This is a genomic window from Kouleothrix sp. (genome assembly GCF_046328425.1).
In the GTDB taxonomy this organism is placed as follows: Bacteria; Chloroflexota; Chloroflexia; order Chloroflexales; family Roseiflexaceae; genus Kouleothrix.
The window spans coordinates 1-24401 of record NZ_JAXLWP010000004.1; the positions used below are offsets into that span (position 1 = coordinate 1).

The 24401-nt window shown below is 67.5% G+C and carries 23 protein-coding genes and 1 pseudogene; 14 read left to right on the top strand and 10 right to left on the bottom strand.

Translation table 11 applies throughout. From position 1 onward, the window contains the following. Positions 1–550 precede the first annotated feature (550 nt). The 3 genes from U0177_RS02865 to glk all read right to left on the bottom strand — a co-directional run bounded on the left by U0177_RS02865 (position 551) and on the right by glk (position 2865). The gene (locus U0177_RS02865) at positions 551–1138 is read right to left on the bottom strand and encodes a glucosaminidase domain-containing protein (protein ID WP_409569080.1); all 588 of its coding nucleotides are present in this window, start codon (positions 1136–1138) and stop codon (positions 551–553) included. A gap of 205 nt (positions 1139–1343) precedes the next feature. After that, entirely contained in the window at positions 1344–1874 is a 531-nt protein-coding gene (locus U0177_RS02870; RefSeq protein WP_409569081.1) for a gamma carbonic anhydrase family protein, read from the bottom strand. 10 nt (positions 1875–1884) lie between these two features. Further along, positions 1885–2865, bottom strand: coding sequence for a glucokinase (glk, locus tag U0177_RS02875; protein ID WP_409569082.1), 981 nt, complete (start codon positions 2863–2865; stop codon positions 1885–1887). A gap of 321 nt (positions 2866–3186) precedes the next feature. On the opposite strand from glk, the gene gnd reads away from it, so the two are divergent. The 5 genes from gnd (at position 3187) to U0177_RS02900 (ending at position 8620) form a co-directional block, all read left to right on the top strand. Next, positions 3187–4086 (top strand): phosphogluconate dehydrogenase (NAD(+)-dependent, decarboxylating), encoded by a 900-nt coding sequence (gene gnd, locus U0177_RS02880; protein WP_409569083.1) that lies wholly within the window; start codon positions 3187–3189, stop codon positions 4084–4086. Between the two features lie 83 nt (positions 4087–4169). Further along, a complete protein-coding gene (zwf, locus tag U0177_RS02885; RefSeq protein WP_409569084.1) occupies positions 4170–5705 on the top strand; it encodes a glucose-6-phosphate dehydrogenase in 1536 nt (511 codons plus the stop codon). A 46-nt stretch (positions 5706–5751) separates the two neighbouring features. After that, a complete protein-coding gene (locus U0177_RS02890) occupies positions 5752–6783 on the top strand; it encodes a diacylglycerol/lipid kinase family protein (RefSeq protein ID WP_409569085.1) in 1032 nt (343 codons plus the stop codon). 35 nt (positions 6784–6818) lie between these two features. Further along, a complete protein-coding gene (locus U0177_RS02895; RefSeq protein WP_409569086.1) occupies positions 6819–7928 on the top strand; it encodes a TolB family protein in 1110 nt (369 codons plus the stop codon). Between the two features lie 218 nt (positions 7929–8146). After that, the gene (locus tag U0177_RS02900) at positions 8147–8620 is read left to right on the top strand and encodes a hypothetical protein (RefSeq protein ID WP_409569087.1); all 474 of its coding nucleotides are present in this window, start codon (positions 8147–8149) and stop codon (positions 8618–8620) included. A 63-nt stretch (positions 8621–8683) separates the two neighbouring features. Here U0177_RS02900 and U0177_RS02905 read toward each other — a convergent pair whose 3' ends face one another. The 5 genes and pseudogenes from U0177_RS02905 to U0177_RS02925 all read right to left on the bottom strand — a co-directional run. Next, the gene (locus U0177_RS02905; protein WP_409569088.1) at positions 8684–9961 is read right to left on the bottom strand and encodes an MFS transporter; all 1278 of its coding nucleotides are present in this window, start codon (positions 9959–9961) and stop codon (positions 8684–8686) included. 19 nt (positions 9962–9980) lie between these two features. After that, positions 9981–10418, bottom strand: a complete 438-nt coding sequence (locus U0177_RS02910; protein WP_409569089.1) for a DUF488 family protein — start codon at positions 10416–10418, stop codon at positions 9981–9983. An 82-nt stretch (positions 10419–10500) separates the two neighbouring features. Continuing rightward, a complete protein-coding gene (locus U0177_RS02915) occupies positions 10501–10914 on the bottom strand; it encodes a diol dehydratase small subunit (protein ID WP_409569090.1) in 414 nt (137 codons plus the stop codon). A 228-nt stretch (positions 10915–11142) separates the two neighbouring features. Further along, entirely contained in the window at positions 11143–11640 is a 498-nt protein-coding gene (locus U0177_RS02920; protein WP_409569451.1) for a glycerol dehydratase reactivase beta/small subunit family protein, read from the bottom strand. An 84-nt stretch (positions 11641–11724) separates the two neighbouring features. Further along, positions 11725–13377, bottom strand: a pseudogene (locus U0177_RS02925) (propanediol/glycerol family dehydratase large subunit); the annotation flags it as partial. 365 nt (positions 13378–13742) lie between these two features. On the opposite strand from U0177_RS02925, the gene U0177_RS02930 reads away from it, so the two are divergent. The 4 genes from U0177_RS02930 to rimO all read left to right on the top strand — a co-directional run bounded on the left by U0177_RS02930 (position 13743) and on the right by rimO (position 18634). After that, the gene (locus U0177_RS02930) at positions 13743–15452 is read left to right on the top strand and encodes a DNA repair helicase XPB (RefSeq protein ID WP_409569091.1); all 1710 of its coding nucleotides are present in this window, start codon (positions 13743–13745) and stop codon (positions 15450–15452) included. Between the two features lie 164 nt (positions 15453–15616). After that, complete coding sequence (locus tag U0177_RS02935) at positions 15617–16438, top strand: helix-turn-helix domain-containing protein (protein WP_409569092.1); 822 nt, start codon at positions 15617–15619, stop codon at positions 16436–16438. Positions 16439–16603: 165 nt separating this feature from the next. Further along, a complete protein-coding gene (locus U0177_RS02940) occupies positions 16604–17101 on the top strand; it encodes a YajQ family cyclic di-GMP-binding protein (protein WP_409569093.1) in 498 nt (165 codons plus the stop codon). A 57-nt stretch (positions 17102–17158) separates the two neighbouring features. After that, on the top strand, positions 17159–18634 hold the full coding sequence (gene rimO / locus U0177_RS02945; protein WP_409569094.1) for a 30S ribosomal protein S12 methylthiotransferase RimO: 1476 nt from the start codon (positions 17159–17161) through the stop codon (positions 18632–18634). A gap of 66 nt (positions 18635–18700) precedes the next feature. Here rimO and U0177_RS02950 read toward each other — a convergent pair whose 3' ends face one another. After that, positions 18701–19120 (bottom strand): BlaI/MecI/CopY family transcriptional regulator, encoded by a 420-nt coding sequence (locus U0177_RS02950; RefSeq protein WP_409569095.1) that lies wholly within the window; start codon positions 19118–19120, stop codon positions 18701–18703. Between the two features lie 272 nt (positions 19121–19392). On the opposite strand from U0177_RS02950, the gene U0177_RS02955 reads away from it, so the two are divergent. From U0177_RS02955 to U0177_RS02965, 3 genes are all read left to right on the top strand, one after another. Continuing rightward, complete coding sequence (locus U0177_RS02955; protein WP_409569096.1) at positions 19393–20406, top strand: polyprenyl synthetase family protein; 1014 nt, start codon at positions 19393–19395, stop codon at positions 20404–20406. Between the two features lie 11 nt (positions 20407–20417). Further along, positions 20418–21584, top strand: a complete 1167-nt coding sequence (locus U0177_RS02960) for a glycosyltransferase family 4 protein (protein ID WP_409569097.1) — start codon at positions 20418–20420, stop codon at positions 21582–21584. Between the two features lie 72 nt (positions 21585–21656). After that, entirely contained in the window at positions 21657–22382 is a 726-nt protein-coding gene (locus tag U0177_RS02965; RefSeq protein WP_409569098.1) for a hypothetical protein, read from the top strand. Between the two features lie 145 nt (positions 22383–22527). Here U0177_RS02965 and U0177_RS02970 read toward each other — a convergent pair whose 3' ends face one another. Continuing rightward, entirely contained in the window at positions 22528–22809 is a 282-nt protein-coding gene (locus U0177_RS02970) for a DUF507 family protein (RefSeq protein ID WP_409569099.1), read from the bottom strand. Positions 22810–23014: 205 nt separating this feature from the next. On the opposite strand from U0177_RS02970, the gene U0177_RS02975 reads away from it, so the two are divergent. Together U0177_RS02975 and U0177_RS02980 are read left to right on the top strand one after the other, a co-directional pair. After that, entirely contained in the window at positions 23015–23761 is a 747-nt protein-coding gene (locus tag U0177_RS02975) for a class I SAM-dependent methyltransferase (RefSeq protein WP_409569100.1), read from the top strand. Between the two features lie 15 nt (positions 23762–23776). Continuing rightward, positions 23777–24394, top strand: a complete 618-nt coding sequence (locus tag U0177_RS02980; protein WP_409569101.1) for a class I SAM-dependent methyltransferase — start codon at positions 23777–23779, stop codon at positions 24392–24394. Positions 24395–24401: the final 7 nt, after the last annotated feature.

Below are 24401 nucleotides of genomic sequence, written 5' to 3' on the forward strand. Positions count from 1 at the left end.
AGAATGGCTGGAGGGGTCGGAGCGAGCTCCGACGGACCACCAGCCGACGCTGGACGCGATGTGGTCATCATCACGATTCAGTTGTGAAGGTGCAGCCGGGCGGGCGAGACGGAAGGCGAACAAAAAACCAGGGGGCATCGACGCGGAGGCGTGCGAGCCACCTGGCGACGTCTCCGCTGCGGAGGCAGCGGCGCGGTTCGCGAGGGAGGGAGAAGCCCAAAGCCCGGATTGTTGGGTCTACCGCGGTGAAGCGGTGAGACGACGGCGACCAACGAGGCGCAGTATAGCACAGGTGCGGCGGGCTGTCAAGAGCAGCGGCGCAGCGGCGAGTGCGAGCAGCGCGTGGTTGTCAACGGAAGCGAGCCGTGCGGCGGTGGCCACCCGCACTCGCAACGTGGCGGAGTATACCACCCTCCCCCGTACTTGTCAAATCGTACTTGAACGGCCAGTGAAAAGGCGCTAGAGCTCTTCAGAATGCGCTTCGCACTGCACCGGCGACGGCACGTGGCCACTACAAGATTCGAGCAATTTTTGGGATTGCGTGCCGGTATCAGCGAACGATTGCGTTGGCAAGCTCGGCGATTTTGTCGGCGTAGGTGGTGCCGGGAACTGCCCAGCGCCCATTCAGGCCGCGCCAGGTGGAAGCCACACCGCGAAAGCCGGCTGGCAGCGGCCGATAGCCAAGCGCACGGGCGATCAGCGCGCGCTGAGCGGGAGTGGCCTGATCGTCGCGGAGCGCATAGGCCAACAGCCGCCCGGCATGGGCTGGCACCGACTCATCTTTCCAACTTGCGAACGAAACCCCTTCGAACCATACACCATCACGCATAGCCCACGCCCCGGCGGCAGGCTGAGCGGCATTGGAGCGGCCGGTGACCCCAATGCCAGCCGGATTGCGGCGCGGCCGCTGCGACCACCACGAGGTGAGGTTGCCAGTCTCGTGAATCATCTGGGCCAGCAGCATGACCGGATCCATGCCGACGCTGGCGCAGACCGCGAAGTAGGCCGGAACAATCGCGGTGCGAATATCGACCTCGGTATACTCGCCATGGGCGCGGACAAGCATAAAGCGGGCGCACTGCTCGGGGGTAGCCAGGATGGAGCCGGTGAGAATTGGGCTGTCGGCTGAAAACGGCATAGCCTCGCTCCTTCTATGGCTGCTTATGCTTATTAGTGCCTGTTTGAAAAGGGGGTACGCGAGGGGCCATACCCCGCTGCGCGCGAAAAAACCGCATACGCTGATCAAAAAGTACCGTTGGTATCTGATTGCTCTACGAGGCAAGCTTACGCGCGCCGACAGCGTTTTTCGGCAGCAATACCCGCGCGAACTAGGAGCAAGTTTGTTATTGTGCCAGCTCGCGCGCTTTGGCAAGATACAGCGCAGCAAGATCGACGTAGGTTTGGGCGTTGCGGCGAATGCGGGCAAGCTGGCCATCGCGCAGGTGCTTGACAACACCGGGGACGCCGACCACTAGCGAGTTTGGCGGCACGACGGTGCCTTCGGTGACGAGCGCGCGGGCGGCGATCAGGCAGCCGGCGCCGATCTGGGCGTGGTTGAGAATGACCGCGCCCATGCCGATCAGCACATCATCGGCGACGGTGCAGCCGTGCACGATCGCGCCGTGACCAATCGTCACACCATCGCCGATTGTAAGGTAGGCGTCGGGGTCGGCGTGCAGGACGCTACCATCCTGCACATTGGTGCGCTGGCCAATCGTGATCTGGCCTTTGTCGCCACGGATAACGACCATGGGCCAGACGCTGGAGCAAGCGCCGATGCAGACGGTGCCGTGAACGTAGGCATACGGCGAGACGAAGGCGCTTTGATCGATCTCGAGGTGATCGCCGAGATCGGGAAATTCGGTATTCGGCATAGCAACCTTTCTAGCCCCAGGCGGCCAGGCCATACGCGGCGGCGCCAAGCAGGGCGGCCTTGGGATTGAGGATGATATTGACTGGCATGCGCTCGAGCATCTCGGTGAAGCGACCCTTGTTGAGAAATGCGTCCATAAAATCCTGCTGCTGGAGCACCGGCAGAATGCGCGGCGGTATGCCGCCGCCGATGTAGAGGCCGCCGGTAGACAGAACCTTGAGCGCCAGGTTGCCGGCCTCGGCGCCGAGGATCGAGACGAACAGGCGCAGTGTTGCGACGCAGATCGCGCAGGGCCGCGCGGTGTCGAGCCCGGCGGTGACGATCACGGGAGTGGGGTCGGCGGAGGCGGCGAGGCGCTCGGCGAGCCACTCGGGCTCGACGTGGCCGTGAGCTTTGAGAAAGGCATAGATGTTCGGGATGCCGAGGCCGGAGCAGACGCGCTCGCAGCTGACGTGGCCAATGCGCCGGTGCAGGTAGAGCAGCAAGTCGAGCTGCATCTCGTCGTTGGGGGCGAACGAGGCGTGCCCGCCCTCGGAGGGGTGCGCGCGGTAGCGCCCGCCATCGCTGGTGAGAAACGCCTCGCCGAGGCCGGTGCCCGGCGCGATCACCGCGATGGCGCCGCCGGGGACAGGCTCGCCGGGGTTGATCGTGTGGAGATCGGCGGCCTCGAGGCGCGGAACGGCATAGGCGATCGACTCGAGATCGTTCAGCAGCTTGACATCGCGCAGGCCAAGCTCGGCTTTCAGACCCGGCTCGCTCATTTTCCAGGGCAAGTTGGTGACCTCGGCGCGGCCAGCGACGACCGGGCCAGCGACGCCAAAGCTGGCATACTCGACGGGATGCGGCTGGGCCGCGAGGAAAGCGCGCACCAGCGCCTCGAGGCTGGCGTAGCTGCCGCTGGGGAACGTTTGCTCGGCCAGCGGCGCGCGCTGATCGGCCGCATAGATCGCCAGAACGGTTTTGGTGCCGCCGATATCACCTGCCAGCAACATAGATTCCTCCTAGCACACAACATTGGCGTAGATTGAACAGCCGGTATCTGCTCGCTCTATCCGCGGCACCAGCTGAGAGATAGACGACTGAGACGCTGTATAGCAACCAAACGCGCGATGGGCAAATGGTACACCGAGGCGCAAGCTTTGTCGAGTGTGTAACGCCGGAGGGCAAACCGCGACTACTCAATCGCAGGCCGCGCGGGCATCCGCCGAAGGCAGGCAGATCGCAGATCATGGCGAGGCCGTGGCCCGCGCTAACCGCGAAGCAGGGTTATAATGCCGAGCATCCGCGAATAGCAAGCGAAAAGGAGCTGCATCATGGAGATTGGTATCACCGGGCTAGGCCGCATGGGCGCGGGCATGGCCGAGCGCTGGCTGCGCGGCGGGCATCGCGTGGTGGCGCACAACCGCAGCCACGGCCCGATCGACGAGCTCGCATCCAAGGGCGCCGACCCGGCCTATAGCATCGAAGAGCTGGTGAGCAAGCTCGCCGCACCGCGCGCGATCTGGGTGATGTTGCCGGCCGGCGACGTCACCGAGCAGATGATCCAGACGCTCATCCCGCTGCTATCGCCAGGCGACACGATCGTCGACGGCGGCAACACCATGTACAAGGACGACATCCGCCGCGCGGCGATGCTGCAGGAGCATGGCCTGAACTACATCGACCAGGGCACCTCGGGCGGGGTGTGGGGGCTCGAGAACGGCTTCTGCATCATGGTGGGCGGCGAGAACGAGCTGGTGAAGCGGCTGGAGCCGGCGTTTCTCACGCTGGCGCCGACCGACGGCTATGTGCACTGCGGGCCGGTGGGCAGCGGCCACTTCGTGAAGATGGTGCATAACGGCATCGAGTACGGCATGATGCAGGCCTACGCCGAGGGCTTCGAGATCATGCGCGCGAAAAAGGAGTTCGGCCTGGATCTGCACGCGATCGCCTCGGCGTGGCGCTATGGCAGCGTGGTGCGCTCGTGGCTGCTTGAGCTAACCGAGGCGGCGCTGAGTGAAGACCCAGACCTGACGAGCCTGAAGGGCTATGTCGACGACAGCGGCGAGGGGCGCTGGACAATCCACGCCGCGATGGAGCTAGACGTGCCGGCGCCGGTGATCACGCTCTCGCTGTTCGAGCGCTTCCACTCGCGCCAGCCCGAATCGTTCGCGGCCAAAGTGCTGGCGGCGATGCGCCGGGGCTTTGGCGGCCACGCCGTGAAGCGCGCGTAGTACGCTGTTTTGAATGCTGAGTTTTGAGCGTTGAGTCGCTCGAGCTCAAAACTCAGCCGCACCGTGTAGAAAGGAAAAGCGCGATGCCCTCGCCCACCTCTGCCCAGCCGGCACGAACCGCCGCGCCCTGTACCGTTGTCATCTTTGGCGCCTCGGGCGACCTGACACAGCGCAAGCTCGTGCCGGCGCTCTACAACCTGCGGCACGACGGCCTGCTGCCCGATGGGTTCGCGCTGGTGGGGTTTGCGCGGCGCGAGAAGAGCGACGAGCAGTTCCGGGCCGAGATGCACGAGGGCGTGGCGGCGCACTCGCGCACGCAGCCGATCGACGAGGCCGAGTGGGCCAGCTTCGCCAGCTCGATCCACTACCACACCGCGTCATTCGACGACGCAGCCGGCTACGACGGGCTGCGCGCGCTTCTCGATCGGATCGACGCCGAGCGCGGGGTGGCGCCGGGCCAGGGCAACCGGCTGTTCTACCTGGCCACGCCGCCCGACGCCTACCCGCGGATCGTGACGCACCTGGGAGCGGCCGGGTTGAACGGCCCACCGCCAAGCCAGCGCGCGACCGCCGGCTGGACGCGGATCATTATTGAGAAGCCGTTTGGGCGCGACCTGGCGAGCGCGCAGGCGCTGAACACGCACGTGCTGGGCGTGTTCGACGAAAGCCAGGTGTACCGGATCGACCATTACCTCGGCAAAGAGACGGTGCAGAACATCCTGACATTCCGGCTGGGCAACAGCATCTTCGAGCCGCTGTGGAACCGGCGCTACATCGACCACGTGCAGATCCTGGTGGCCGAGCAGATTGGCGTGGCCGGGCGCGGCGGCTACTACGACACGGCCGGAGCCATCCGCGACATGGTGCAGAACCATATGCTGCAGGTGCTGGCGCTCACGGCCATGGAGCCGCCGGCCGCGTTCACCGCCGACGCCGTGCGCAACGAGAAAGTGAAAGCGCTGCAGGCGATCCGCCCGATCGCGCCAGAGGAGACCGGGCAGTATACCGCGCGCGGCCAGTACACCGAGTACCGCAACGAGCCGGGCGTGGTGCATGGATCGAGCACTGAGACGTTTGTAGCCATGAAGCTGGCGATCGACAACTGGCGTTGGTCGGGCGTGCCGTTCTACCTGCGCACCGGCAAGGCGCTGCCGCAGCGGCTGACCGAGATCATGATCCAGTTCAAGCAGCCGCCGCTGATGCTGTTCGGGCACGGCAGCCACGCCGGACACAGCGGCCCAGCCGGCGCGACCGAGCCAAATGTGCTGATCCTGCGCATCCAGCCAAACGAGGGCATCGCCATGCGCATCGGCCTGAAGCCGCCGGGGTCGTCGCTGCGGCTGCAGCCGGTGGAGCTAGGATTCGACTACGGAAGCGGCTTCGGCAAGGAGTCGCCCGAGGCCTACGAGCGGCTGCTGCTCGACGCGATCCTGGGCGACGCGACGCTGTTCATCCGGCGCGACGAGGTGGAGGCGGCGTGGGCGCTGATCACGCCGGTGATCGAGGGCTGGGAGGCCGGGCACGCGCCCAAGCCAGCGCCATACTGGAGCGGCACGTGGGGCCCCGACTCGGCCGACGCGCTGATCGAGCGCGACGGGCGGGCGTGGCGCTTGATCTAGCGCTGCGCGCCAAGCGCGGCTGCGCCGGTATGGTATACTCTGCGGCATGCAGAACACCACCAACGACCCCACACGAGCGCTGATCATCTTTAACCCGAACGCCGGCCAGGCCGGCAGCCTCGAGCACGACATCTTCGTGGCGCGCGACCTGTGGCGCGAGCACGGCTGGATGGTCGATATTGAGCCGACGCGCGCGCCGGGCGACGGCACGCGGATCGCGCGCGAGGCTGCCGCGCAGGGCTACGACATCGTGATTGCGGCTGGCGGCGACGGCACGGTGAACGAGGTGGTGAATGGGCTGGCCGGCACGCGCACGGCGCTGGGGGCCTTGCCGGTTGGCACCGTGAATGTGTGGGTGCGCGAGCTGGGGTTGCCGCTGCAGCCGCGCGCCGCCGCCGAGGCGCTGCTGGCGTGCCAGCCACACGCGATCGACCTGGGGCAAGCCGGCGATCGCTACTTTCTGCTGATGTGCGGCGTAGGCTTCGACGCGGCCGTGACGGCGGAGGTACGCGCGCACGAAAAGCGCCGGCTGGGCATCTTCGCCTACCTGCTGCGGGCCGTCAACCTGGCCACGCGCTTCCGCGGCACCTCGACACGGATCACCATCGACGGCAAAACCATTCGCAGCCGCGTGCTGATGCTGGTGCTGGGTAACAGCCAGCTGTATGGCGGTGTCGTGAAAGTGACGGCGCGCGCCAGCATCGACGACGGGCTGCTCGACCTGTGTATCATCAAGGGCAGCACGCTCTTGAGCGCGCCATTCCGGCTGCTCTCAATCCTGACGCAGCGCTACAACCTCGACTCCAAGCTCGAGTACCACCGCGCGCGCGAGGTGAAGATCAGCGCGCGCCGGCCGCTGCCGGTGCAGGTAGACGGCGACCATATCGGCCAGACGCCGATGACCTTTCGGGCGGTGCCGGGGGCGCTGCTGGCGCTGCTGCCGCCGACGCTGCCGGAAGACCTGGTGCGGCCCGAAGTGCAGCCGCCGCGCTATGCCTGGCGCCGCTTGTTGGGCTGGCTCGGCCGCCGCAGGCCAGCCGCCACGCCCGCCGAGCGCGAGCCGGTGGAGCGCCGCTAGCGATGCGCCGCGTTGGCCTGCCACGGACACGCATTATGATACAGTTGATCGATCGCCTCCGAGAGTGGATCAGCGCGCCGAGCCTGGCCGGCTGCGGCGGGCTGATTGCACTCGCGCTGCTGGCAAGCTGCAGCGCGGCATCGGCCCCTGTGCCCACGCTTCAGCCAGCGCTTGAGCCGATCCGCCCGGCGGCCATCCCGCCGCCAGGCTCGACAAACGCAGCCGAGCCGGCGCCAACCGTGGCCGCGCCCGGCGCCGATCTGCCGGGGCGGCTGCTGCTGGTGCAGAATGGCAACCTGTGGCTGTGGCAGGGCGCAAGCGGCCGCCAGCTGACGCATAGCGGCGACGCGTTTCAGCCAGCTTGGTCGCCGGATGCGGCGCAGGTTGCATTTGTGCGGCGCGCCGTGAGCGGCAGCGATATTATGCTGCTGCGCGCGCTCGACGCCGTGCCGGAGCAGATCACGAGCAACACCCCCGACCCATCGGTGTACAGCTACGATCGGATCTACCAGAGCCGCTGGGCATTCTACCCGGCGTGGTCGCCCGACGCCACAACGCTGGCTTTCGCCTCGCAGTTTGGCCCACCAGGCGGCTCGCCCGCCGCCGAGTATCGTATGTCGCTGTATACCGTGCCAACGGCCGGCCGGCGGGCGGCGCAGGCATATGGCAACGCCGAGGCCCAGGTGGGGCGCCCGGCCTACACGCCCGACGGCGCATCGATTGTGTTCGCGCTAGCCCCGGTCGGCGAGGATCCGCCGAGCCTGTATCGCTACCATATCGCCACCGACCGGGCTGAGCCGCTGCCAGGCGCGCTGCAGCAGAGCTACGACCCGGCGTTCTCGGCCGATGGCCGCTGGCTGGCGTTCGCCGCGCGCGCCGGCGCGGGAACCGACATCTTCGTGATGCCGGCGGACGGCGGCACAGCCACGCAGATCACCCACCTTGGCAGCGCGCGCGCCCCGGCGTTCGCGCCCGACGGCAGCGCGCTGGCGTTTCTGGCCGTGCCGGGCGGCAGCACGAGCTTCGACCTGTGGGTTGCCGGCCTGCAGGCCGACGCGCCAGGCACCCTCAAGGCCGGCGAGCCGCGCCAGATCACCCACGACATGCACCTCGACGCCGACTCAGGCGTAGCCTGGGGGCGCTAAACTGCCGCTCGAAAGCTGTAACGCCAGCGTTTCTCCCGAGACTAGATCGCAGCTACCATTAATCGGCACAATATACGCAACGAGCACAATCAAAGCTAGTTTCTGCAGTTTTCGCGCTTCGATTACGAAAATGCGGAGACCAGACGGTTTGTGCTGCCTGCGAGGGGCACATCACGAATTGCGTATGTTGTGCGCTTGAAACGACAAGGAAGGCTGCGATGAACCACCCTCTGTTCGCACTGTACGAGAACGAGCGCATGGCCGATCAGGCGATGGCCAAGCTAGTGGCGGCGGGGATCAAGCGCCGCGCGATCCAGATCGTGACGCTGCCGGAAGCCGAGCGCGACCACGTGGGCGGCTTTGGCGACAGCGGCGACCACGCCCACGGCGCCGAGCGCGACCACGTAGGCGGCTTCGGCGACAGCGGCGACCACGCCCACGGCGCCGAGCGCGACCACGTGGGTGGCTTTGGCGACAGCAGCGACCACGCCCACGGCGCCGAGCGCGACCACGTAGGCAGCTTCGCGCCACACAAGCACGCCGACGACCTGCTGCGCGACTTGGTGGCGGCGGGCCTGGCCGACAATGAAGCACACGGCGCGGTGGCGCGCCTGAACGAGGGCGCGGCGCTGCTGCTGGTGCAGGCCGATGGTGCGCACGCGGCGCAAGCTGCGGCGATTCTAGGCGGCTAAGCTACAGAAGCCACGGGGCAGGAGACACAGGGCGCATCGCCTTGCCTCCTGCCTGACGCCATGTTACGACTCGTCGGGATTGAGGCGACCGAGGCGGCGCACCTCGGGCCACACCAGAGCCACGAGGCCAACCACCAGGATCGTGCCGATGCCGCCGCCCACCACCGCGCCAACCGTGCCGAACAGCGCGGCCGCGAGCCCGGACTCGAACGCGCCAAGCTCGTTCGAGATGCCAATAAAAACGTAGTGCACCGCGTTCACGCGCCCGCGCATGGCGTCGGGCGTACGCGTGAGCAGCAGCGTGCTGCGGATCACCACGCTGATATTGTCGAGCGCGCCCAGCAGCCCGAGCATCGCCAGCGACAGCGCGAACGAGCGCGACAGGCCAAACACGATCGTCGCAAGGCCGAAGCCGGCCACCACCAGCAGCAGCGTGCGGCCGGCGCGCGTGAACGGCGGCAGGTAGGCGATCACCACCGCGGCCAGCACCGCGCCGAGTGCCGGAGCGGCGCGCAGCCAGCCGAGGCCGGCCGCGCCCACCTGCAGAATATCGCGCGCGAAGACCGGCAGCAGCGCGGTGGCGCCGCCCAGCAGCACCGCGAACATATCGAGCGTAATCGACGCCAGGATGATCTTGGAGTCGAAGATGAAGCGCGCGCCGGCCAGCAGCGACGCGACCGACAGCTCTTCTTCCGAGCGGGCCACCGGGCGCGGCCGGATGAGCCCGAGCATCAGGCCCATCGCCAGCAGCAGCGCCGCGACAAGCGCGTACACCAGCGTGGCGCTCTGCTGCGCTGCGATGATAAAGCCGCCGAGCGCCGGCCCGATGATCGCCGAGGCCTGCCAGGCGCTGCTCTCCCAGGTAGCCGCGTTGGTGAAGTGCTCGGACGGCACCACCTGGGCCAGCAGTGCCGAGGTGGCCGGGCTTTGAAACGAGCGCGCCACGCCGATCAGCAGCAGGCAAGCGTAGATCAGCACCAGCGAGCCGCTGGTGTACGAGAGCAGCGCCAGCCCAAGCGACGAGAGCGCCAGCAGCAGCGTGGTGCCTACCACGATCCACTTGCGGTCGAATCGGTCGGCCACGTGCCCGGCCGGCAGCGCCAGCAGCAGCACCGGCACCACCTGAACCAGCCCCACCAGGCCGAGCAGAAACGCCGAGCGGGTGCGCTCGTACAGCTCCCAGCCGATCGCCACGTTCAGCATCTGCTCGCCAACCACAGCCAGAAATGTTCCGCTAATCAGCAGCCGAAAATCGCGAAACCGCAGCGCCGAGTAGGGGTCGCGCCGGGGCGAAACAAGCGGGCGAGCTTCGTTCAGCTCGGGCAGATCCGGGGATTGCATGCGGCCTGTCTTTCTGTATTCAGAGGTGAACGACTTCGAGCGCGGCGCCGGCGATCCGCTCGAGCGCGCTGGCGACCGAGAGGCGGTGGCACTCGTGCGGGTTGGCCTCGAAGCACAGCAGCGCCGAGGGCTGGGCGCGGGCGATTGCCAGGGCCTCGGCGAGCGCCTCGGGCTGGGCGGCGACCAGCGCGTCCATGGCTGCGAAGAACGCCGGAAAATCGTGGCTGCGGCGCACTTCGTCGCGCAGCGGCTTGGGGGTTCCCAGCGCCACAAGGTGCGTATAGCCGATCGAGGCGGCGGCCAGGTGCGCGGCCAGGCGCTTCTTGCTGAAATCGGGCTTGCGGCTGAACGGCAGCTGGCGCACGTCGATCACGTGGGCGACGCCGTGGCCCGCCAGCAGGTCGAGGAACGTTTCGATGCTGTGGCCCTGGTAGCCGGCTGTAAAGAGTTTTGTCATGCTGTTGAGCTGCCGCAGAGAGCCGGGGCACGCGTGGGCGCAGATGCTCGCGCCGCCCTGGCCTCGCTGGCTTTGCGGTGCATTATTGGCGGCGGGCCAGGCGGCGCTGCTGGTAGACTTCGGCGGCCTCGCGCACCAGCGCGGCGCATGTGGGCGCCGCATACTCGCGCTCGAGCGTATCGGCGAGCTGCGCCAGCTCGGCGGCGCTGGCCCTTCCAGGGCGCAGCATGTCGTACATGCGCAGCACTTCGGCGTTTGGCACCGCCGTCAGCTCGGCGGCGCGCGTGAGGTTGGCGGCCAGCTGGCTGTAGCCGGCGGCGCGGGCCACCTCGGCCTGGGCGCGCAGCGTAGCCGCGTCGATCTGCAGGTCGGCGATGGCGAGCTCGCCGCCCGCCGCCGCGTCGAGCGTTACGTCGGCCAGGCGGCGCCCGCTGCTCGCCCGCAGCTCGTCGGCGGCGTGGTTCATAAGCGGGTATGCTGGCTTAGGGTCGGTCATCTTGTTCTCCGATCAAGGTGGCACTATTCTTTCCGGGGCGCTGCGCCCCCGGCCCCCCGATTAGAGGAACCCTGCGGGTTCCCCTGAAACCCCTCCGGCTAAACGAGCGCTGTGCCGGCGAGCAATCTCAAGCGCGCATGCCTCAGGGCAGCAACGCGCCTGTTTCCGTGCCCCAGGGCATGAGCCACCAGGCTGCAAATCTGAGGCAGCATTCTTTTAGCCTTGTCATCACATGTCCGGCTCCCAGTCAAACATCAGCTCGTCGGGCAGCTGGTCGCGCACCTGCTCGGTCTCGCGGCGGTGCAGCAGCGCGGTCTTGACGATCAGCCGCAGCCGGGCCCAGTTGTCGACCTGCACCGGCACCGGGGTGGGCTGCTCGCCTTTGGCGTAGCGCGCGGCATTGCGCCCGATCTGTTCGTACGAAGCCAGCGTGAGGCTGGGCGACTGCGGGAACAGCTCAAGGTTGTTCAGGCGCGCCAGGCCGCGCTTGTGGATCACCGTGGTGCCGCGCGACTGCAGCCCGATCGCGATGCCCGAGCCGCTGAGCTGCGCGCCGATATGGCCGATCGCGGCGCAGTCGGAGCTATGGTGTACCTTGACCACGCGCGCCACCAGGCCCTCGCGCGCCACGCCCGTCAGTATCGCCGCCAGCACGTCTTCGTGGGCCAGCCCGCCGATCGTGCGGGTGAGCGCGGTGCCAAACGCCGGCCCAACCGCGACGATCACCTCGCGGCCGGTGCCGGGGCGCGCCGGCCCGAGCGGGGCCAGCTGCGCCAGCGGCCGGCCAATCTGCTCGGCAATGAAGTCGCGCGGCGAGCGCTGCTGGCGAATCCGCTGCATCTCGGCCCAGCGCGCCTCGTCGACGCGGTAGCCGGTGCCGGGGCCGCGGTAGTCGTTCGGCGCATTGATCGCGCTCTGCACCCGGAAATCGCGGTCGAATAGCGCCGCCGGCTGCAGGTAGTCGCCGGCCACGCGCTGGCGGCCCATCTCGAGGATGTTTGCGGCCGTTTGCTCGAAGCCACGGCGCCGCAGCGCCGCCACCACGGCCAGCACATTCCCGTCGCCGGCCAGAAACCGGTCGGCGGCGGCGAGGTCGGCAACCACGTCGCGCGGCGGCATGTCTTCGCTGGCGTGGGCCAGCACTGCGGCCTCGACCTCGGCGTCGCCGATCGGCGGGAAGCCCAGCTCGTCGTAGACCGCCTGGATGGCGCGGGCGCCGGCGCGGCGGATGGCCAGCGCCTCGTCCTCGGTGATCGAGCGCGTGCCGCCGTCGATCTGCATGTCGCGCTGCAGCACATTGTAGTCGTCGAAGTCCTCGGCGTCGAAGTTCCCGCCGCCGAACAGATTGTCGCGCTTGGGGATGGCGCTGTAGCCCGAGAAGATGAAATCGGTGCCGGGGATGAACTGCAGCATGAGCTTGGCCGTCTTGCGGATGGCCGAGTGCGAGGCCAGCGCGTCGTTGCCCGAGGCCACCTCGAGCCCGAGCATGGCCGCCAGCAAGTTTTCGGCCAGCACCGCGCGCACGCCGCCCGGCAGCGACTCAGGCAGCGCGATGCACGAGATCGAGCCGTTCTGCACGCCCTGGCTGCCCGCCCCGCGCGTCACCAGCAGGCAGCGCGCCTCGAGGTACAGCATCGAGCGCCCTTCGGCATGGCCCATCAGCGCCTCGGAGCCGGTGCCCGAGGTGAAGCGCACTTTTACGCCGCGCGATGCGTAGGCCGAGGCCAGAAACGCCTTCGACCACGGCGTGTCGTCGCCATCGACAAACGTGCGCTCGGTGCCATACACCGAGAGCGTCTCGGCGTAGCTGGTGAGGCCCTTCATCGCCAGCCGCAGCCCGAGCGACTCCTCGACCGAGCACTGGGTCAGCACGCCGCCGCGCCCGGTCTGCACGCCCACCAGGATCGCCAGCGCGTTGAACGGCGCGAAGCGCGCCACGCCCACGGTCGTCTCGACCTCGGCGAAGCCGCGCAGCGCGGCCTCGGCGGCGTCGGCGGCCAGCAGCGCCGGGTGCTCGCGCTTGTTGGTCACGTGGGCCTGGTTGGCGGGGGCGCGGCGCACGCGCATCTTGGCGAGGCCCACCATCATCTCGAGCACGCTCATGGGCCGGATGATCTCGACCAGCTTGGCGGGGGTGCAGCCAAGCGCCAGCCGCAGCACCGCCTGGCGCGGCACGTTGATGTCGGCGAGCATGCGCGCGATCTCGATCGACGGCGTCGCCAGCGCCTCCTCAGCCACCGCTAAGTCGAGCGCGTGGTCGGCGATAAAGCGGTCGAGCACGTCGAAATCGGCGCGCGCCCGGCCGTCGAGCTCGGCCACGCGGCCGCCCTCGATCCGCAGGCTGGGCGCCGGGTCGTGCGGGCTGTCGGCCACCACCAGCCCGGCCTCGGGCCACGGCTCGACAAACGTTTCGCGATTGATCTCGCGCTCGTCGAGCACGGCAAAGCGGCGTGAACGCGACATAGCGGTACCCTTTCTGTCAGAGCCGGCGCGGGCTATAGTGTACCCGATCGATCGGATGTCGCCAAATCTGGCGCCAGGATGCCGACGGCTTTGGGAGAATGAAGGCCGGCGCGCGGGCAGCGCCGGTGGCGCATGCCTCAGGGCGCGCAGCCAGCTGCTGGTTGGCCCTGGGGCATACGCACACAAGGCTGCGGCCGGCACGGCGCGCTTTCATACGCTGTTCGTTTGATCATGTATAGATTGTGTTGCGGCGTGACGCCACGTCGTGCAACACAATAAGAAATTTGGAGGCGGCTTCGCCGCCCCCAAACCCCCACCAAAGTGTACGTAATCAAGCAAATTTGGTATCAACCAGGCAGCCGGGTTTGCGGCAGCGCCAGCGCGGCGCGCAGTGGTACAATAGCGCCATGATCGCCTACGACCCCACGAACCCGCTTATCGTCCAGGCCGACCGCACGCTGCTGCTCGATACCCGGCACCCCCGCGCCGCCGAGGCGCGCGCGGCGATTGCGCCCTTCGCCGAGCTCGAGAAAAGCCCGGCGGCTATGCACACCTACCGCGTCACGCCGCTCTCGCTCTGGAGCGCCGCCGCCGCCGGGCTCGCCGCCGACACGATTGTCGCGCGGATCGCGTCGTTCGCGCGCAACCCGCTGCCGCCCGAGCTTGCCGCCGAGCTGCGCGAGCTCGCCGGGCGCTGGGGCCGCCTGCAGCTGGTAGGCCACCCCGAAGCGCTCTGGCTCACGGCCGACAGCCCGGCGCTGCTCGAGGCGCTGCTGACCGACCCGAGCATCACGCAGCTGCTGGCGCCCGGCGGCTCGCCCGGCGAACCACTGGCGGTGGCGCCTGCCGCTCGCGGGCCGCTCAAGCAGGCGCTCGCGGCGCTAGGCTGGCCGGTGGAAGATCTGGCCGGCTACGCCGAGGGCGAGGCATTCGCGATCGGGCTGCGCGAGCAGACCACGCAGGTGCGCGACTACCAGCGCGCCGCCGCCGCCGCATTCTACGAGGCCGGCACCGCGCGCGGCGGGTCGGGCGTGGTCGTGCTGCCTCCCGGCGCCGGCAAAACGCTCGTCGGCCTGGTGGCAATCGCGCTGGTCGGCCAGTCGACGCTGGTGCTCACGACCAACCGCACCTCGGTGAACCAGTGGCGCCGCGAGATCCTGGCGCGCACCGACGCGCGCCCCGAGCAGGTCGCCGAGTACACCGGCGCGCACAAGGGCATTGCGCCGATCACGATCGCGACCTACCAGATGCTGACGTACCGGCCGGGCGGCGGCGCAGGCTTCCCGCACCTGCGGCTGTTCGACGCGCGCGCGTGGGGCCTGGTGATCTACGACGAGGTGCACGCGCTGCCCGCGCCGGTATTTCGCGCAACCGCTGCCATCCAGGCGCGCCGCCGGCTCGGGCTCACCGCCACGCTGGTGCGCGAAGACGGGCGCGAGGCCGACGTATTCTCGCTGATCGGCCCCAAGAAGTACGAGCTGCCCTGGCGCGAGCTCGAGCGGCGCGGCTGGATCGCCCCGGCCACCTGCGTCGAGGTGCGCGTGGCCCTGCCCGACGCCGAGCGCCTGGCCTACGCCACCGCCGAGCCGCGCGACATGTACCGCATCGCCGCCGAGAACCCGCGCAAGCTGGCGCTGCTGCACACGATCATGCGCCGGCACCCCGGCGCGCCCACCCTGGTGATCGGCCAGTACCTGGCGCAGCTGCGCGCAGTTGCCACCAGCTTAGGCGCCCCGCTCGTCAGCGGCAGCATGCCGCAGCCCGCGCGCGACCAGCTGTTCGAGGCGTTTCGGCGCGGCGAGCTGCCCGCGCTGGTGATCTCCAAAGTCGGCAACTTCGCGCTCGACCTGCCCGACGCCGAGCTGCTGATTCAGGTGTCGGGCACGTTTGGATCGCGCCAGGAAGAGGCCCAGCGCCTCGGGCGCGTGCTGCGGCCCAAGCCTGGCGGGCGCGCGGCCTACTTCTACACCCTGGTGAGCCGCGACACGCGCGAAATCGACTTCGCGCACAATCGCCAGCTGTTTCTGGCCGAGCAAGGCTACGACTACCAGATCGCCGAGGCCGACAGCTTGTAGGAGCTGCCTGTAAAGCGGTATCATGGCACGCCTTATGCGGTAAAAATTGTGTTAATGGAGTCATCCTGGCGTCAGCCGCATACATCACCTTTTGTGGTATAATCGGCGTCGCCTGAACCAGGCAGTTCCAGGCGCAGTGCAAGGTCCACGAAGAGAGCATGGTCATGAGTCAGCTTGGCGAGCGGTTACGCGAAGCCCGCGAAAGTCAGGGTATCAGCATATCGCAGGCCGCCATCGAAACTCGCATTCTGCAACGCTACATTGTAGCCCTCGAAGATGGCGACTTCCAGCATCTCCCAGGCGATGTCTACGCGCGCGGGTTCATCCGCAACTATGCCGAATACCTCAGCATACCGGCCGAAGAGCTGATCGACCTGTATCGCCGCGAGCGCGGCATCAGCGAGCCTATCCGCGTCGTGCCGGTCACATCGGCGCCGCGCGTGCGCAACCTGATGGTGCCGAGCTTTTTTGGCGTGTTCTTTGTGGTGCTGGTGCTGATCGGCGCCAGCTACCTGATGCTCAGCACGCTCAACTTCGTCGGCCAGAGCACGCAGGGGCAGGTGGCCGCCGCGCCAACCCAGGCGCCAACGCCGCCGCCGCTGCCGACATCGGCGCCGCGCCCCACCAGCGCGCCCGAGCTGGCGCTCGCGCCAACGCCCGATCTGAGCAATAGCGCGGCCGGCGGCGTGCCGCTTGGCGCCGCGCCTACCGCCACGCCCGCCGAGCCCGACGCGCCGATCGTGGCCGAGGTGAGCGTCGACCCTGGCACGAACGCCGGGTCGTGGCTCGAGATCAAGGTCGACGGCCAGACGGTCTTTCGCAAGGTGCTGGGCGCCGGCCAGTCGCTGCCGCAATTCAAGGCCCAGCGCGATTTCTGGGTGCGCGCCGGCAACGCCTCGGTGGTGTCGGTGGTGGTGAACGGCCAGCGCCAGTGTTGCACCGCCAACCCCGGCGACGTGATCACGTTTAGCTGGCCGCCGCGCTGATCGCCGCCATCGCCCGCGCCCCTGGCCTACCCCGCCGTGGGTAGGCTTTTGTGCTGTGTGCTATACTAGCGCCCGGCTTTGGCGCGGGGTACGGCCCGGCCGACACAAACGCTTGCAGACGCCGGCGCGCCGATGGCGCCGCCCCTACAACTCACGAGGCCCGCAATGGCTGCAGAAAGCACCTTCGATATCGTCTCGGAGTTCGACCGGCAAGAGCTGGTGAACGCCGTCGACCAGACCCAGCGCGAAGTGCGCACGCGCTACGACTTGAAAGACAGCAAGGCCGAGATCGTGCTGAACGACAAGGACTTGTCGATCACCGCCGGCTCCGAGATCCACGTCGACGCCGTGCGCGATATTCTTGAAACCAAAGCGCTGCGCCGCAATCTCTCGCTGAAGATCTTCAAGTGGGGCGCCGCCGAAGAGATCGGCGGGATGCGCGTGCGCCAGGTGGCTACGCTCCAGCAGGGCATCCCCGACGATGTCGTCAAGAAGCTGCAAAAGCTCATCCGCGATAGCTTCCCGAAGGTGCAGCCGCGCATCCAGGGCGACGCGCTGCGCATCAGCAGCAAAAGCCGCGACGAGCTGCAGAGTGTGATCAAGCTTGTGAAAGAGCGCCAGGACGAATTTTCTGTGGCGCTGCAGTTTACGAATTACCGCTAAGAGCTAGCCGCCAGGCATCAGAAAGCCCTGGCTCCTAGCCCCTGGCTCCCCGGAGTTATGAAATACCATATTATCACCCTGGGCTGCCCCAAAAACGCCGTTGACAGCGAGGGCATGGGCGGCATTCTGGCGGCCCAAGGCCATACTGCGGTGGCCGCGCCGGCCGAGGCCGATGTGCTGATCGTCAATACATGCAGCTTTATCGCCGCCGCGCGCGACGAGACGCTCGGCGTGCTGCGCGATATGGCCGCCGGCAAGTCTGCGGGCCAGCGCCTGATCGCCGCCGGCTGCATGGCCGAGAGCCACGGCTCACTCGTGGGGGCCGTCCCCGGCGTCGACGCCATCCTCAGCACCCGCGAGTGGATGAAGATTGGCGACCTCGTCGAAAACCAGCCGGCAAATACGCAGGGCAGCCGCCCGGCAAACGGCAGCGGCCACGGATGGGCCGAGGTCATTCCGCTCACGGCAGGCGCGGCCGCGCCGAGCGCGCTACCTACACCAGCCCCGGCATCCGCCACCGCCGAGATCCCGCTCGGCCTATCGCCCGACCTGGCCGTGCCGGGCGCCTACGCCGACTGGCGCACCGCGCCGATCCGCCGCCACGCCGAAGGCCCGTCGGCCTACCTGAAGATCTCCGACGGCTGCAACCTGCGCTGCGCGTTCTGCACCATCCCGTCGTTCAAGGGCGATATGCGCTCCAAGGCGCTTGGCGCGATCCTCGGCGAAGCCCAGGAGCTGGCCGCTCAGGGTGTGAAAGAGCTTGTGCTGGTGGCACAGCACCTCACCGACTATGGCCGCGACCTCGGGCTGAAAGACGGCCTGGCGACGCTGCTCGACGAGCTGTGCCAGGTGCTGCCGGCCGATACCTGGCTGCGGCTGATGTACGCCTACCCGCACGGCATCTCCGAGCGGCTGATCGCCACCATGGCCGCGCGCCCGCAGATCTGCGCCTACCTCGATATGCCGCTCCAGCACGCCGACCCCGCCACGCTGCGCCGCATGCGCCGCCCGCCCGACACCGACCGCACACGCGGCATTATCCGCGACCTGCGCGCGGCCATGCCCGATATCGCCCTGCGCTCGACCTTTATTGTCGGCTTCCCCGGCGAGACGCGCGAAGAGTTCGCGGCGCTGCTGGCGTTTCTCGAAGACGTGCAGCTCGACCGCGTCGGCGTGTTTCGCTACTCGCAAGAGCCCGGCACGCCTGCCGCGACGCTGCCTGGCCAGGTGCGCGATCGCGTGATCGAGCGGCGCTGGCACGAGGTTATGCAGCTTCAGCAGCGCGTGTCGCTGGCGCGCAACCTGCGCTGGCAAGGCCGTACGCTCAAGGTGCTGGTGGAAGGGCAGGGCGCTTCGGAAAACGGCAAGCCGCTGATTGTTGGGCGCTCGTTCCGCGACGCGCCTGAGGTCGATGGGCAAGTGTTTGCTTGGGGTAGCGCGCCAGTAGGCAGCTTCGCAAGGGTGCGAGTAACACAGGCGCTGGAATACGACCTATGGGGCGATCTGGTGGGCAATGACGCGATCACTGGGTGACAAGATGACAGTCCAGGAGAGAAAAACTGTCATCTTGTCGTCGTGTCATTCGGGGTCGGGGTCTCTTCAAGCGGCGACGCGGGCCTGCAGCGCTTTCTGAAGCCGGCGCAGCTCGCTCGGGTTGCGGCGGGCAAGGTAATCGACCATGTAATCGATCGCGGTCTCGCTGTAGTCGTCCAGCAGGCCATCGAGCACCTGCTGAACGACCATCGTCACGAAATCGTCCTCGGTGATCGCCGGGGTGTAGACATACGCCAGGCCCTCGCGGTGGCGGTTCAGCACGCCCTTCTCGGCCAGGCGGCTCATGGTCGTCATCACCGTGGTGTAGGCGATGTCGCGCTGCTGCGAGAGTTTGCGGTGAACCTTCTTCACGGTGCTGCGCTCATCCTGCCAGATGATCTGCATGATATCGGTCTCGAGCGGACCCAGCACTTTGACAAGGCCGTCCTTTGTCGGGCTGAAACGAAAGCGCATGTTGAGCGGCATAGGAGGAGCTCCTTTCAAATGGCGTGTCCGCCGATTTGCACTGTTGATAACGTGGGCCGTTGTGGCTTTACTCGAGTGTAGTGCAAGTTTATTTGCGGCCCGCGTATGTAGTGTATTAGTTTGCTTGGCGATCGACAAGCATCTTTGATTACTAGCGGGTTACATAAGATTACTAGAAGATTACAAGCATTTGTCATACTATTGCGCGCGTAATTATTCAATTGAATAATTTCTATGTCGTTTTACTATTAATAATAGTAATGGAATAAACGATGTCACAAGCCGATATTCGAACACTGATCCAGGCGGAAATGCGCGCAGCATTTCCCGAGGCCGAAGCGCGCGTCGCCGAGTTCTACGCCATGCAGCAATACCAGCTCGGCTGGCGCGACGAAACGCTGGCGCCGGCGAATGTCGACCCCGGCAAGCTGCTGCGCCCCTACCTGACGCTGCTGGCTTGCCAGGCTGCCGGCGGCGACGCACGCCAGGCGCTGCCGCTCGCAGCCGCCATCCAGCTGATCCACGACTTCTCGCTGATCCACGACGATATCGAGGACAACAGCGACACGCGCCGCGGCCGCCCGACCGTGTGGAAGCTGTGGGGCCTGGCGCAGGGCATTAATACCGGCGATGGCATGTTCACCGTGGCACACCTGGCGCTGCACCGGCTGAGCGCGGCCGGCCTGCCCGCCGAGCTGGTGCTCGAGGTGCTCAAGCGCTTCGACCAGACGATCCTGACGATCTGCGAAGGCCAGTTCCTCGATCTGCGCTTCGAGGGAAATCTGGCGATCAGCGAGGCCGACTACCTGGCGATGATCAGCCGCAAAACCGCCGCGCTGATCGCCGCGGCCGCCGGGCTTGGCGCGCTGGTGGGCGGGGCCAGCGCCAGCGCCGCCCGCGCGATGTTCGACTACGGCCAGAACCTGGGGCTGGCCTTTCAGGTGCAAGACGACGTGCTGGGCATCTGGGGCGACCCGGAGGTCACTGGCAAGCCCTTCGCCGCCGATATCTACCGCCGCAAGCTCAGCCTGCCCGTCATCCACGCGCTGGGCGCCGCCGAGGCGCGCGGCCAGCTGGCGCAGCTGTACGGCCAGCCCGAGGTCGGCGACGCTGCGGCTCGCCAGATTCTCGATATTCTCGGCCAGGCCGGCTCGCGAGAGTACACTGAGGATGTGGCGGCGCACTACCATCGCCAGGCGCTGAGCGCGCTCGGTAGCCTGCCGGACAGCGCCCCGGTGGCCGAGATCCGCGCGATTACGCAACGGCTGCTCGGGCGCGCGTTCTAAACTGGCCCGCTATGCAGATCGCGCTTCTGAGCGGCGAATACCCGCCCGACCCCGGCGGGATCGGCGATTACACCCAGCGGCTTGGGCTGGCGCTCGTGAGCCGTGGGCACTGCGTCGTCGTCCTCAGCATCGCCGGCGGTACGTTTCGCGCCGTACCCCTGAGCGGCGTGCAGGCCGTATTCCATAGGCCACAATCCGGCTGGGGCTGGCGCAGCCACGCCGCCGTACTTGCGGCGCTCGCCGCCACCAGGCCCGATGTGCTGCATATCCAATACCAGACCGGCGCGTACGCCATGCACCCGGCGATCAACCTGCTGCCCTGGCGGCTGCGTCGCATGGCCGCACGCCCGCGCATCGCCGTGACGGCGCACGACCTGCTGGAGCCATACCTGTTCCCCAAAGCCGGCCCGGTGCGCGCCTGGGTTACACGCCGCCTGCTGGCCGATGCGGATGCCGTGGTAGCAACCAACGGCGACGACGCGGCCGGTGCCGCGCGGCTGCTCGGCCGTGGCGCGCCGCCCGAGATCATCCCGATCGGCAGCAACATCGCGGTGGCTCCACCTGCAGGCTTCGACCGCGCGGCCTGGCGCGCCAGGCTTGGCGTACCGGAAGAGCAGACTCTTGTGGCCTATTTCGGGCTGATCTCGCGCACCAAAGGGCTCGGCACGCTGCTCGACGCGCTGGCGATACTGCCCGGCGCCTTGCGGCTGCTGGTGGTGGGCGGCGCGGCCAGCGCGCCAGAAGATCGCGCGTACGCCACGACCATACAGCGGCAGATCGACGCGCTTGGACTCGGCGCGCGCGTGCTTATCACCGGCCACTGCCCGGCCGCCGAAGTGTCGGCGCACCTGCTGGCCGCCGACATAGCCGCGCTGCCGTACAGCGACGGAGCGTCGTTCCGGCGTGGCAGCCTGCTGGCCGCGCTGGCGCACGGCCTGCCGACGATTACTACGCTGCCGGCAGGCGCGGCCCCAGCGCCGCTGGCCGACGGCGCGAATGTGCTGCTGGTGCCGCCCGAGCGCCCGGCAGCGCTGGCCCAGGCGATCGCTATGCTCGCCGCCGATGCACGCCAGCGCCAGCGGCTGGCAAGCGGCGCACAGGCACTGGCCCAGCAGTTCGGATGGGAGGCGATTGCGGCGCAGCACGAAGCGCTGTACGCCCGGCTTGCCGCGCGCTGAAGCGCAACCTGCCGGCGCTGCGGCGCGTCTACTACACAGTATCAAGTTGAAGCAGCGAGGGAATGCGGCGGAATGATCACATATGCCGACGAAGTGTTCGCCCCGATCGATCGCGACCTCGAGCTGGCGCGTATCGCGGGCGGCAACGAAACCGAGGTGTATCGTACCGACGATCAGCAATTCGTGGTGAAGCTGAAGAGCGATCTGGGCGGCACGCCCGCCAGCGCCGTGGCGCATGCCCAGGCGATGCGCGCCGCAGCCGAGCGCTACGCCGAATGCCTGGGCAAGCGCCACACCATCCCTAGCTACTATGTCGTTGCGCGCGACAGTGCCGGGAAGGCGCAGGTGCTGGTGCTCCAGCCATTCCTGCACGACGCACAAACGCTGTTCGGGCTGGATTACCAGGCGCTGAGCGCGAGCGAGCGCGACATCATCGCCGTCGAGCTGCGCGAGATCATCCGGCGCTCGCTGGCGTTCTACCGCAGCACCGGCGGCATGCCCGATCTGTATGGCCGCTCGAGCGCCAGCGCCGCCGAGCGCGCGCGCGATCGGGCGTTGGCCCGGCTGCCACACCGCCTGTGGAGCTTCCTGGTGCGGCGCAACCTGCTGCGCTCGCATAACTTGATGCTGGTAGGCGGCGCCGACCCGCACGTGGCGCTGGTCGATTACGATTTCGTGCGGCGCGGGCGGCTGTACCGAGCGGTGTATTTCCTGGTGCGCTGGATGCTGTTCTGGCGCGATCACGCGCTGATTATGCTAATGCGGCGGCGTGGCGTGGTGCCTGGGCGCGAGCGCTGATCGGGTTATCACGCCGGCACATTCTCAGCGCAGGGTTCGGGGGTGGCTTTGCCGCCCCCGAAATTGCTTTTTTTGGGTCGAGGTGCGCGAAGGGCATAGCCCCTCGCACTCCTCGTTGCAAGCCAGGCGTCGCGCGAGGCTAGCATCACATCGTGAGCTTCCGATCGCGGATCAGGCGCTGCTTGGTTTTCTTGAAAAGCTCGTCGTAGCTCATACGGCCCATGGTGATCTCGTACTTAAACGCCTGCAGCATCTTGTGGATCTCGGCGTCGAGGCGCTCTTCGACCATAAGCTCGTCGGCGATGATCTGCTGGGCTGCCAGCCGCAGCTGGCTGTCATCGCCCTTAAACAGCACGCCGTCGATCTCGGCGAGCTGATCGATCAGCGCCGCCGCAAGCTGCTCGACTTTTTCCGGTGATAATTTCATCGCTACCCCTGTATGCGCGCAATTTGCGCTGATATCGAAGCATCATCGTAACCGCCATCTGCCAAGAACAGGTATATTCTGTAGTGTATGCGCCCCGGCGCGGTTCGTCAATCGGAGCCGGCCGCGCTATTTGCCGATGCCCACGCCTTCTGGTACACTGCCTAGCGCCCGGCCGGCAAATACCGGCCGGTGCAACGCACGAGCTATGGAACAAGTTGAGTATGAAGTGATGGCGGCGGTCGAAGACCGCCACTGGTGGTACCGGGGGATGCGCGCAATTGTGGCCGCGCTGCTCGACGACGTCTACGCCAACCAGCCGAATTTGCGCATTCTCGACGCCGGCTGCGGCACCGGCGGCAACGCGCGCTTTCTCACGCGCTATGGCAGCGTCGTCGGCATCGATATCGCCGCGACCGCGTTGACGCTCGGCCTGCGGCGCCTGCCAGGGGCGCTCTCGCGCGCGTCGGTGCTCGACCTGCCCTTCGCCGACGCCAGCTTCGATCTGGTGACGTCGTTCGACGTGCTGTACCACCGCGGCGTGCCCGACGAACAGCAGGCCCTGAGCGAAACCTGCCGGGTGCTGAAGCCCGGCGGGCGCTTGCTCATACGCCTGCCAGCCTACGAGTTTCTGCGCGGCAACCACGATCGGGCCGTGCATACGCGCCGGCGCTACACCAGCGCCGAAGCGCGCGCGCTGCTCGAAGCTGGCGGGCTGGTGGTCGAACGCTGCTCGTACATCAACTCGCTGCTGTTTCCGCTGCCGCTGGCGCAGCGGCTGCTCGAGCGCGCGCTGCCGGTCTTCGAGCATGGCAGCTCCGACCTCGTGCTGCCCAGGCCGCTGGTCAACCAGGCGCTCAGCTGGCCGCTCGCCACCGAAGCAGCCTGGCTTGCGCGCGGCGGCGGCTTCCCGATCGGACTGTCGATTATTCTGCGCGCCCAGCGCCCCGCCTGACTATGATGGTGCTCTATGCTTGAAGACGTGCTCGACCGCGTGTCGGAGAACCCGCAGACCTGGAATGTGCTGCGCCGCATTGTGGAGAACGGTTTTCGCGGCGAAAAAGCGGCAATCGCGCGCGAGCTCGATCCCTGGCGCGACGCCGGGCAGCGCGAGTTTCTCGACTTCGGCTGCGGCACTGGCGAGTTCGCGCCCTGCTTCCCGTCGGCGCACTACACCGGCGTGGATCTGGCAGCGTACTATGTGCGCTTTGCCGGCGCGCACTACCCCGGCCGCTTCGCCGTGACCAGCGGGGCGGCGATTGGCCTGGCCACAGCCCGCTTCGACGCGGCGCTGGTGCTGGGGGTGTTTCACCACATGCCCGACGCGCTGGTGCGCGCTACTGTGGCCGAGCTGCACCGCGTGCTGACGCCGGGCGCGACACTCCTGGTGATGGAGGATATCCCGCCGCCCAGCCCGTGGAATGTGGCCGGGCACCTGATGCACTGGCTCGATCGCGGCGGCTACATTCGCACCGACGCCGAGTACCGCGCGCTGCTGGCGCCATTCTTCGCTGTGCGCCGCAACTACCCCATCCGCAGCGGCATCTGCGATTACGCCGTGTATGTGCTCGACCGCGCCACGCCCTGACAGAAAG

Bases quoted from the DNA above. Each gene is read 5' to 3' on its own strand.
- U0177_RS02865 (WP_409569080.1), bottom strand. From the start codon at position 1,138: ATGCCGTTTTCAGCCGACAGCCCAATTCTCACCGGCTCCATCCTGGCT.
- U0177_RS02870 (WP_409569081.1), bottom strand. From the start codon at position 1,874: ATGCCGAATACCGAATTTCCCGATCTCGGCGATCACCTCGAGATCGAT.
- glk (WP_409569082.1), bottom strand. From the start codon at position 2,865: ATGTTGCTGGCAGGTGATATCGGCGGCACCAAAACCGTTCTGGCGATC.
- gnd (WP_409569083.1), top strand. From the start codon at position 3,187: ATGGAGATTGGTATCACCGGGCTAGGCCGCATGGGCGCGGGCATGGCC.
- zwf (WP_409569084.1), top strand. From the start codon at position 4,170: ATGCCCTCGCCCACCTCTGCCCAGCCGGCACGAACCGCCGCGCCCTGT.
- U0177_RS02890 (WP_409569085.1), top strand. From the start codon at position 5,752: ATGCAGAACACCACCAACGACCCCACACGAGCGCTGATCATCTTTAAC.
- U0177_RS02895 (WP_409569086.1), top strand. From the start codon at position 6,819: ATGATACAGTTGATCGATCGCCTCCGAGAGTGGATCAGCGCGCCGAGC.
- U0177_RS02900 (WP_409569087.1), top strand. From the start codon at position 8,147: ATGAACCACCCTCTGTTCGCACTGTACGAGAACGAGCGCATGGCCGAT.
- U0177_RS02905 (WP_409569088.1), bottom strand. From the start codon at position 9,961: ATGCAATCCCCGGATCTGCCCGAGCTGAACGAAGCTCGCCCGCTTGTT.
- U0177_RS02910 (WP_409569089.1), bottom strand. From the start codon at position 10,418: ATGACAAAACTCTTTACAGCCGGCTACCAGGGCCACAGCATCGAAACG.
- U0177_RS02915 (WP_409569090.1), bottom strand. From the start codon at position 10,914: ATGACCGACCCTAAGCCAGCATACCCGCTTATGAACCACGCCGCCGAC.
- U0177_RS02935 (WP_409569092.1), top strand. From the start codon at position 15,617: ATGAGTCAGCTTGGCGAGCGGTTACGCGAAGCCCGCGAAAGTCAGGGT.
- U0177_RS02940 (WP_409569093.1), top strand. From the start codon at position 16,604: ATGGCTGCAGAAAGCACCTTCGATATCGTCTCGGAGTTCGACCGGCAA.
- rimO (WP_409569094.1), top strand. From the start codon at position 17,159: ATGAAATACCATATTATCACCCTGGGCTGCCCCAAAAACGCCGTTGAC.
- U0177_RS02950 (WP_409569095.1), bottom strand. From the start codon at position 19,120: ATGCCGCTCAACATGCGCTTTCGTTTCAGCCCGACAAAGGACGGCCTT.
- U0177_RS02955 (WP_409569096.1), top strand. From the start codon at position 19,393: ATGTCACAAGCCGATATTCGAACACTGATCCAGGCGGAAATGCGCGCA.
- U0177_RS02960 (WP_409569097.1), top strand. From the start codon at position 20,418: ATGCAGATCGCGCTTCTGAGCGGCGAATACCCGCCCGACCCCGGCGGG.
- U0177_RS02965 (WP_409569098.1), top strand. From the start codon at position 21,657: ATGATCACATATGCCGACGAAGTGTTCGCCCCGATCGATCGCGACCTC.
- U0177_RS02970 (WP_409569099.1), bottom strand. From the start codon at position 22,809: ATGAAATTATCACCGGAAAAAGTCGAGCAGCTTGCGGCGGCGCTGATC.
- U0177_RS02975 (WP_409569100.1), top strand. From the start codon at position 23,015: ATGGAACAAGTTGAGTATGAAGTGATGGCGGCGGTCGAAGACCGCCAC.
- U0177_RS02980 (WP_409569101.1), top strand. From the start codon at position 23,777: ATGCTTGAAGACGTGCTCGACCGCGTGTCGGAGAACCCGCAGACCTGG.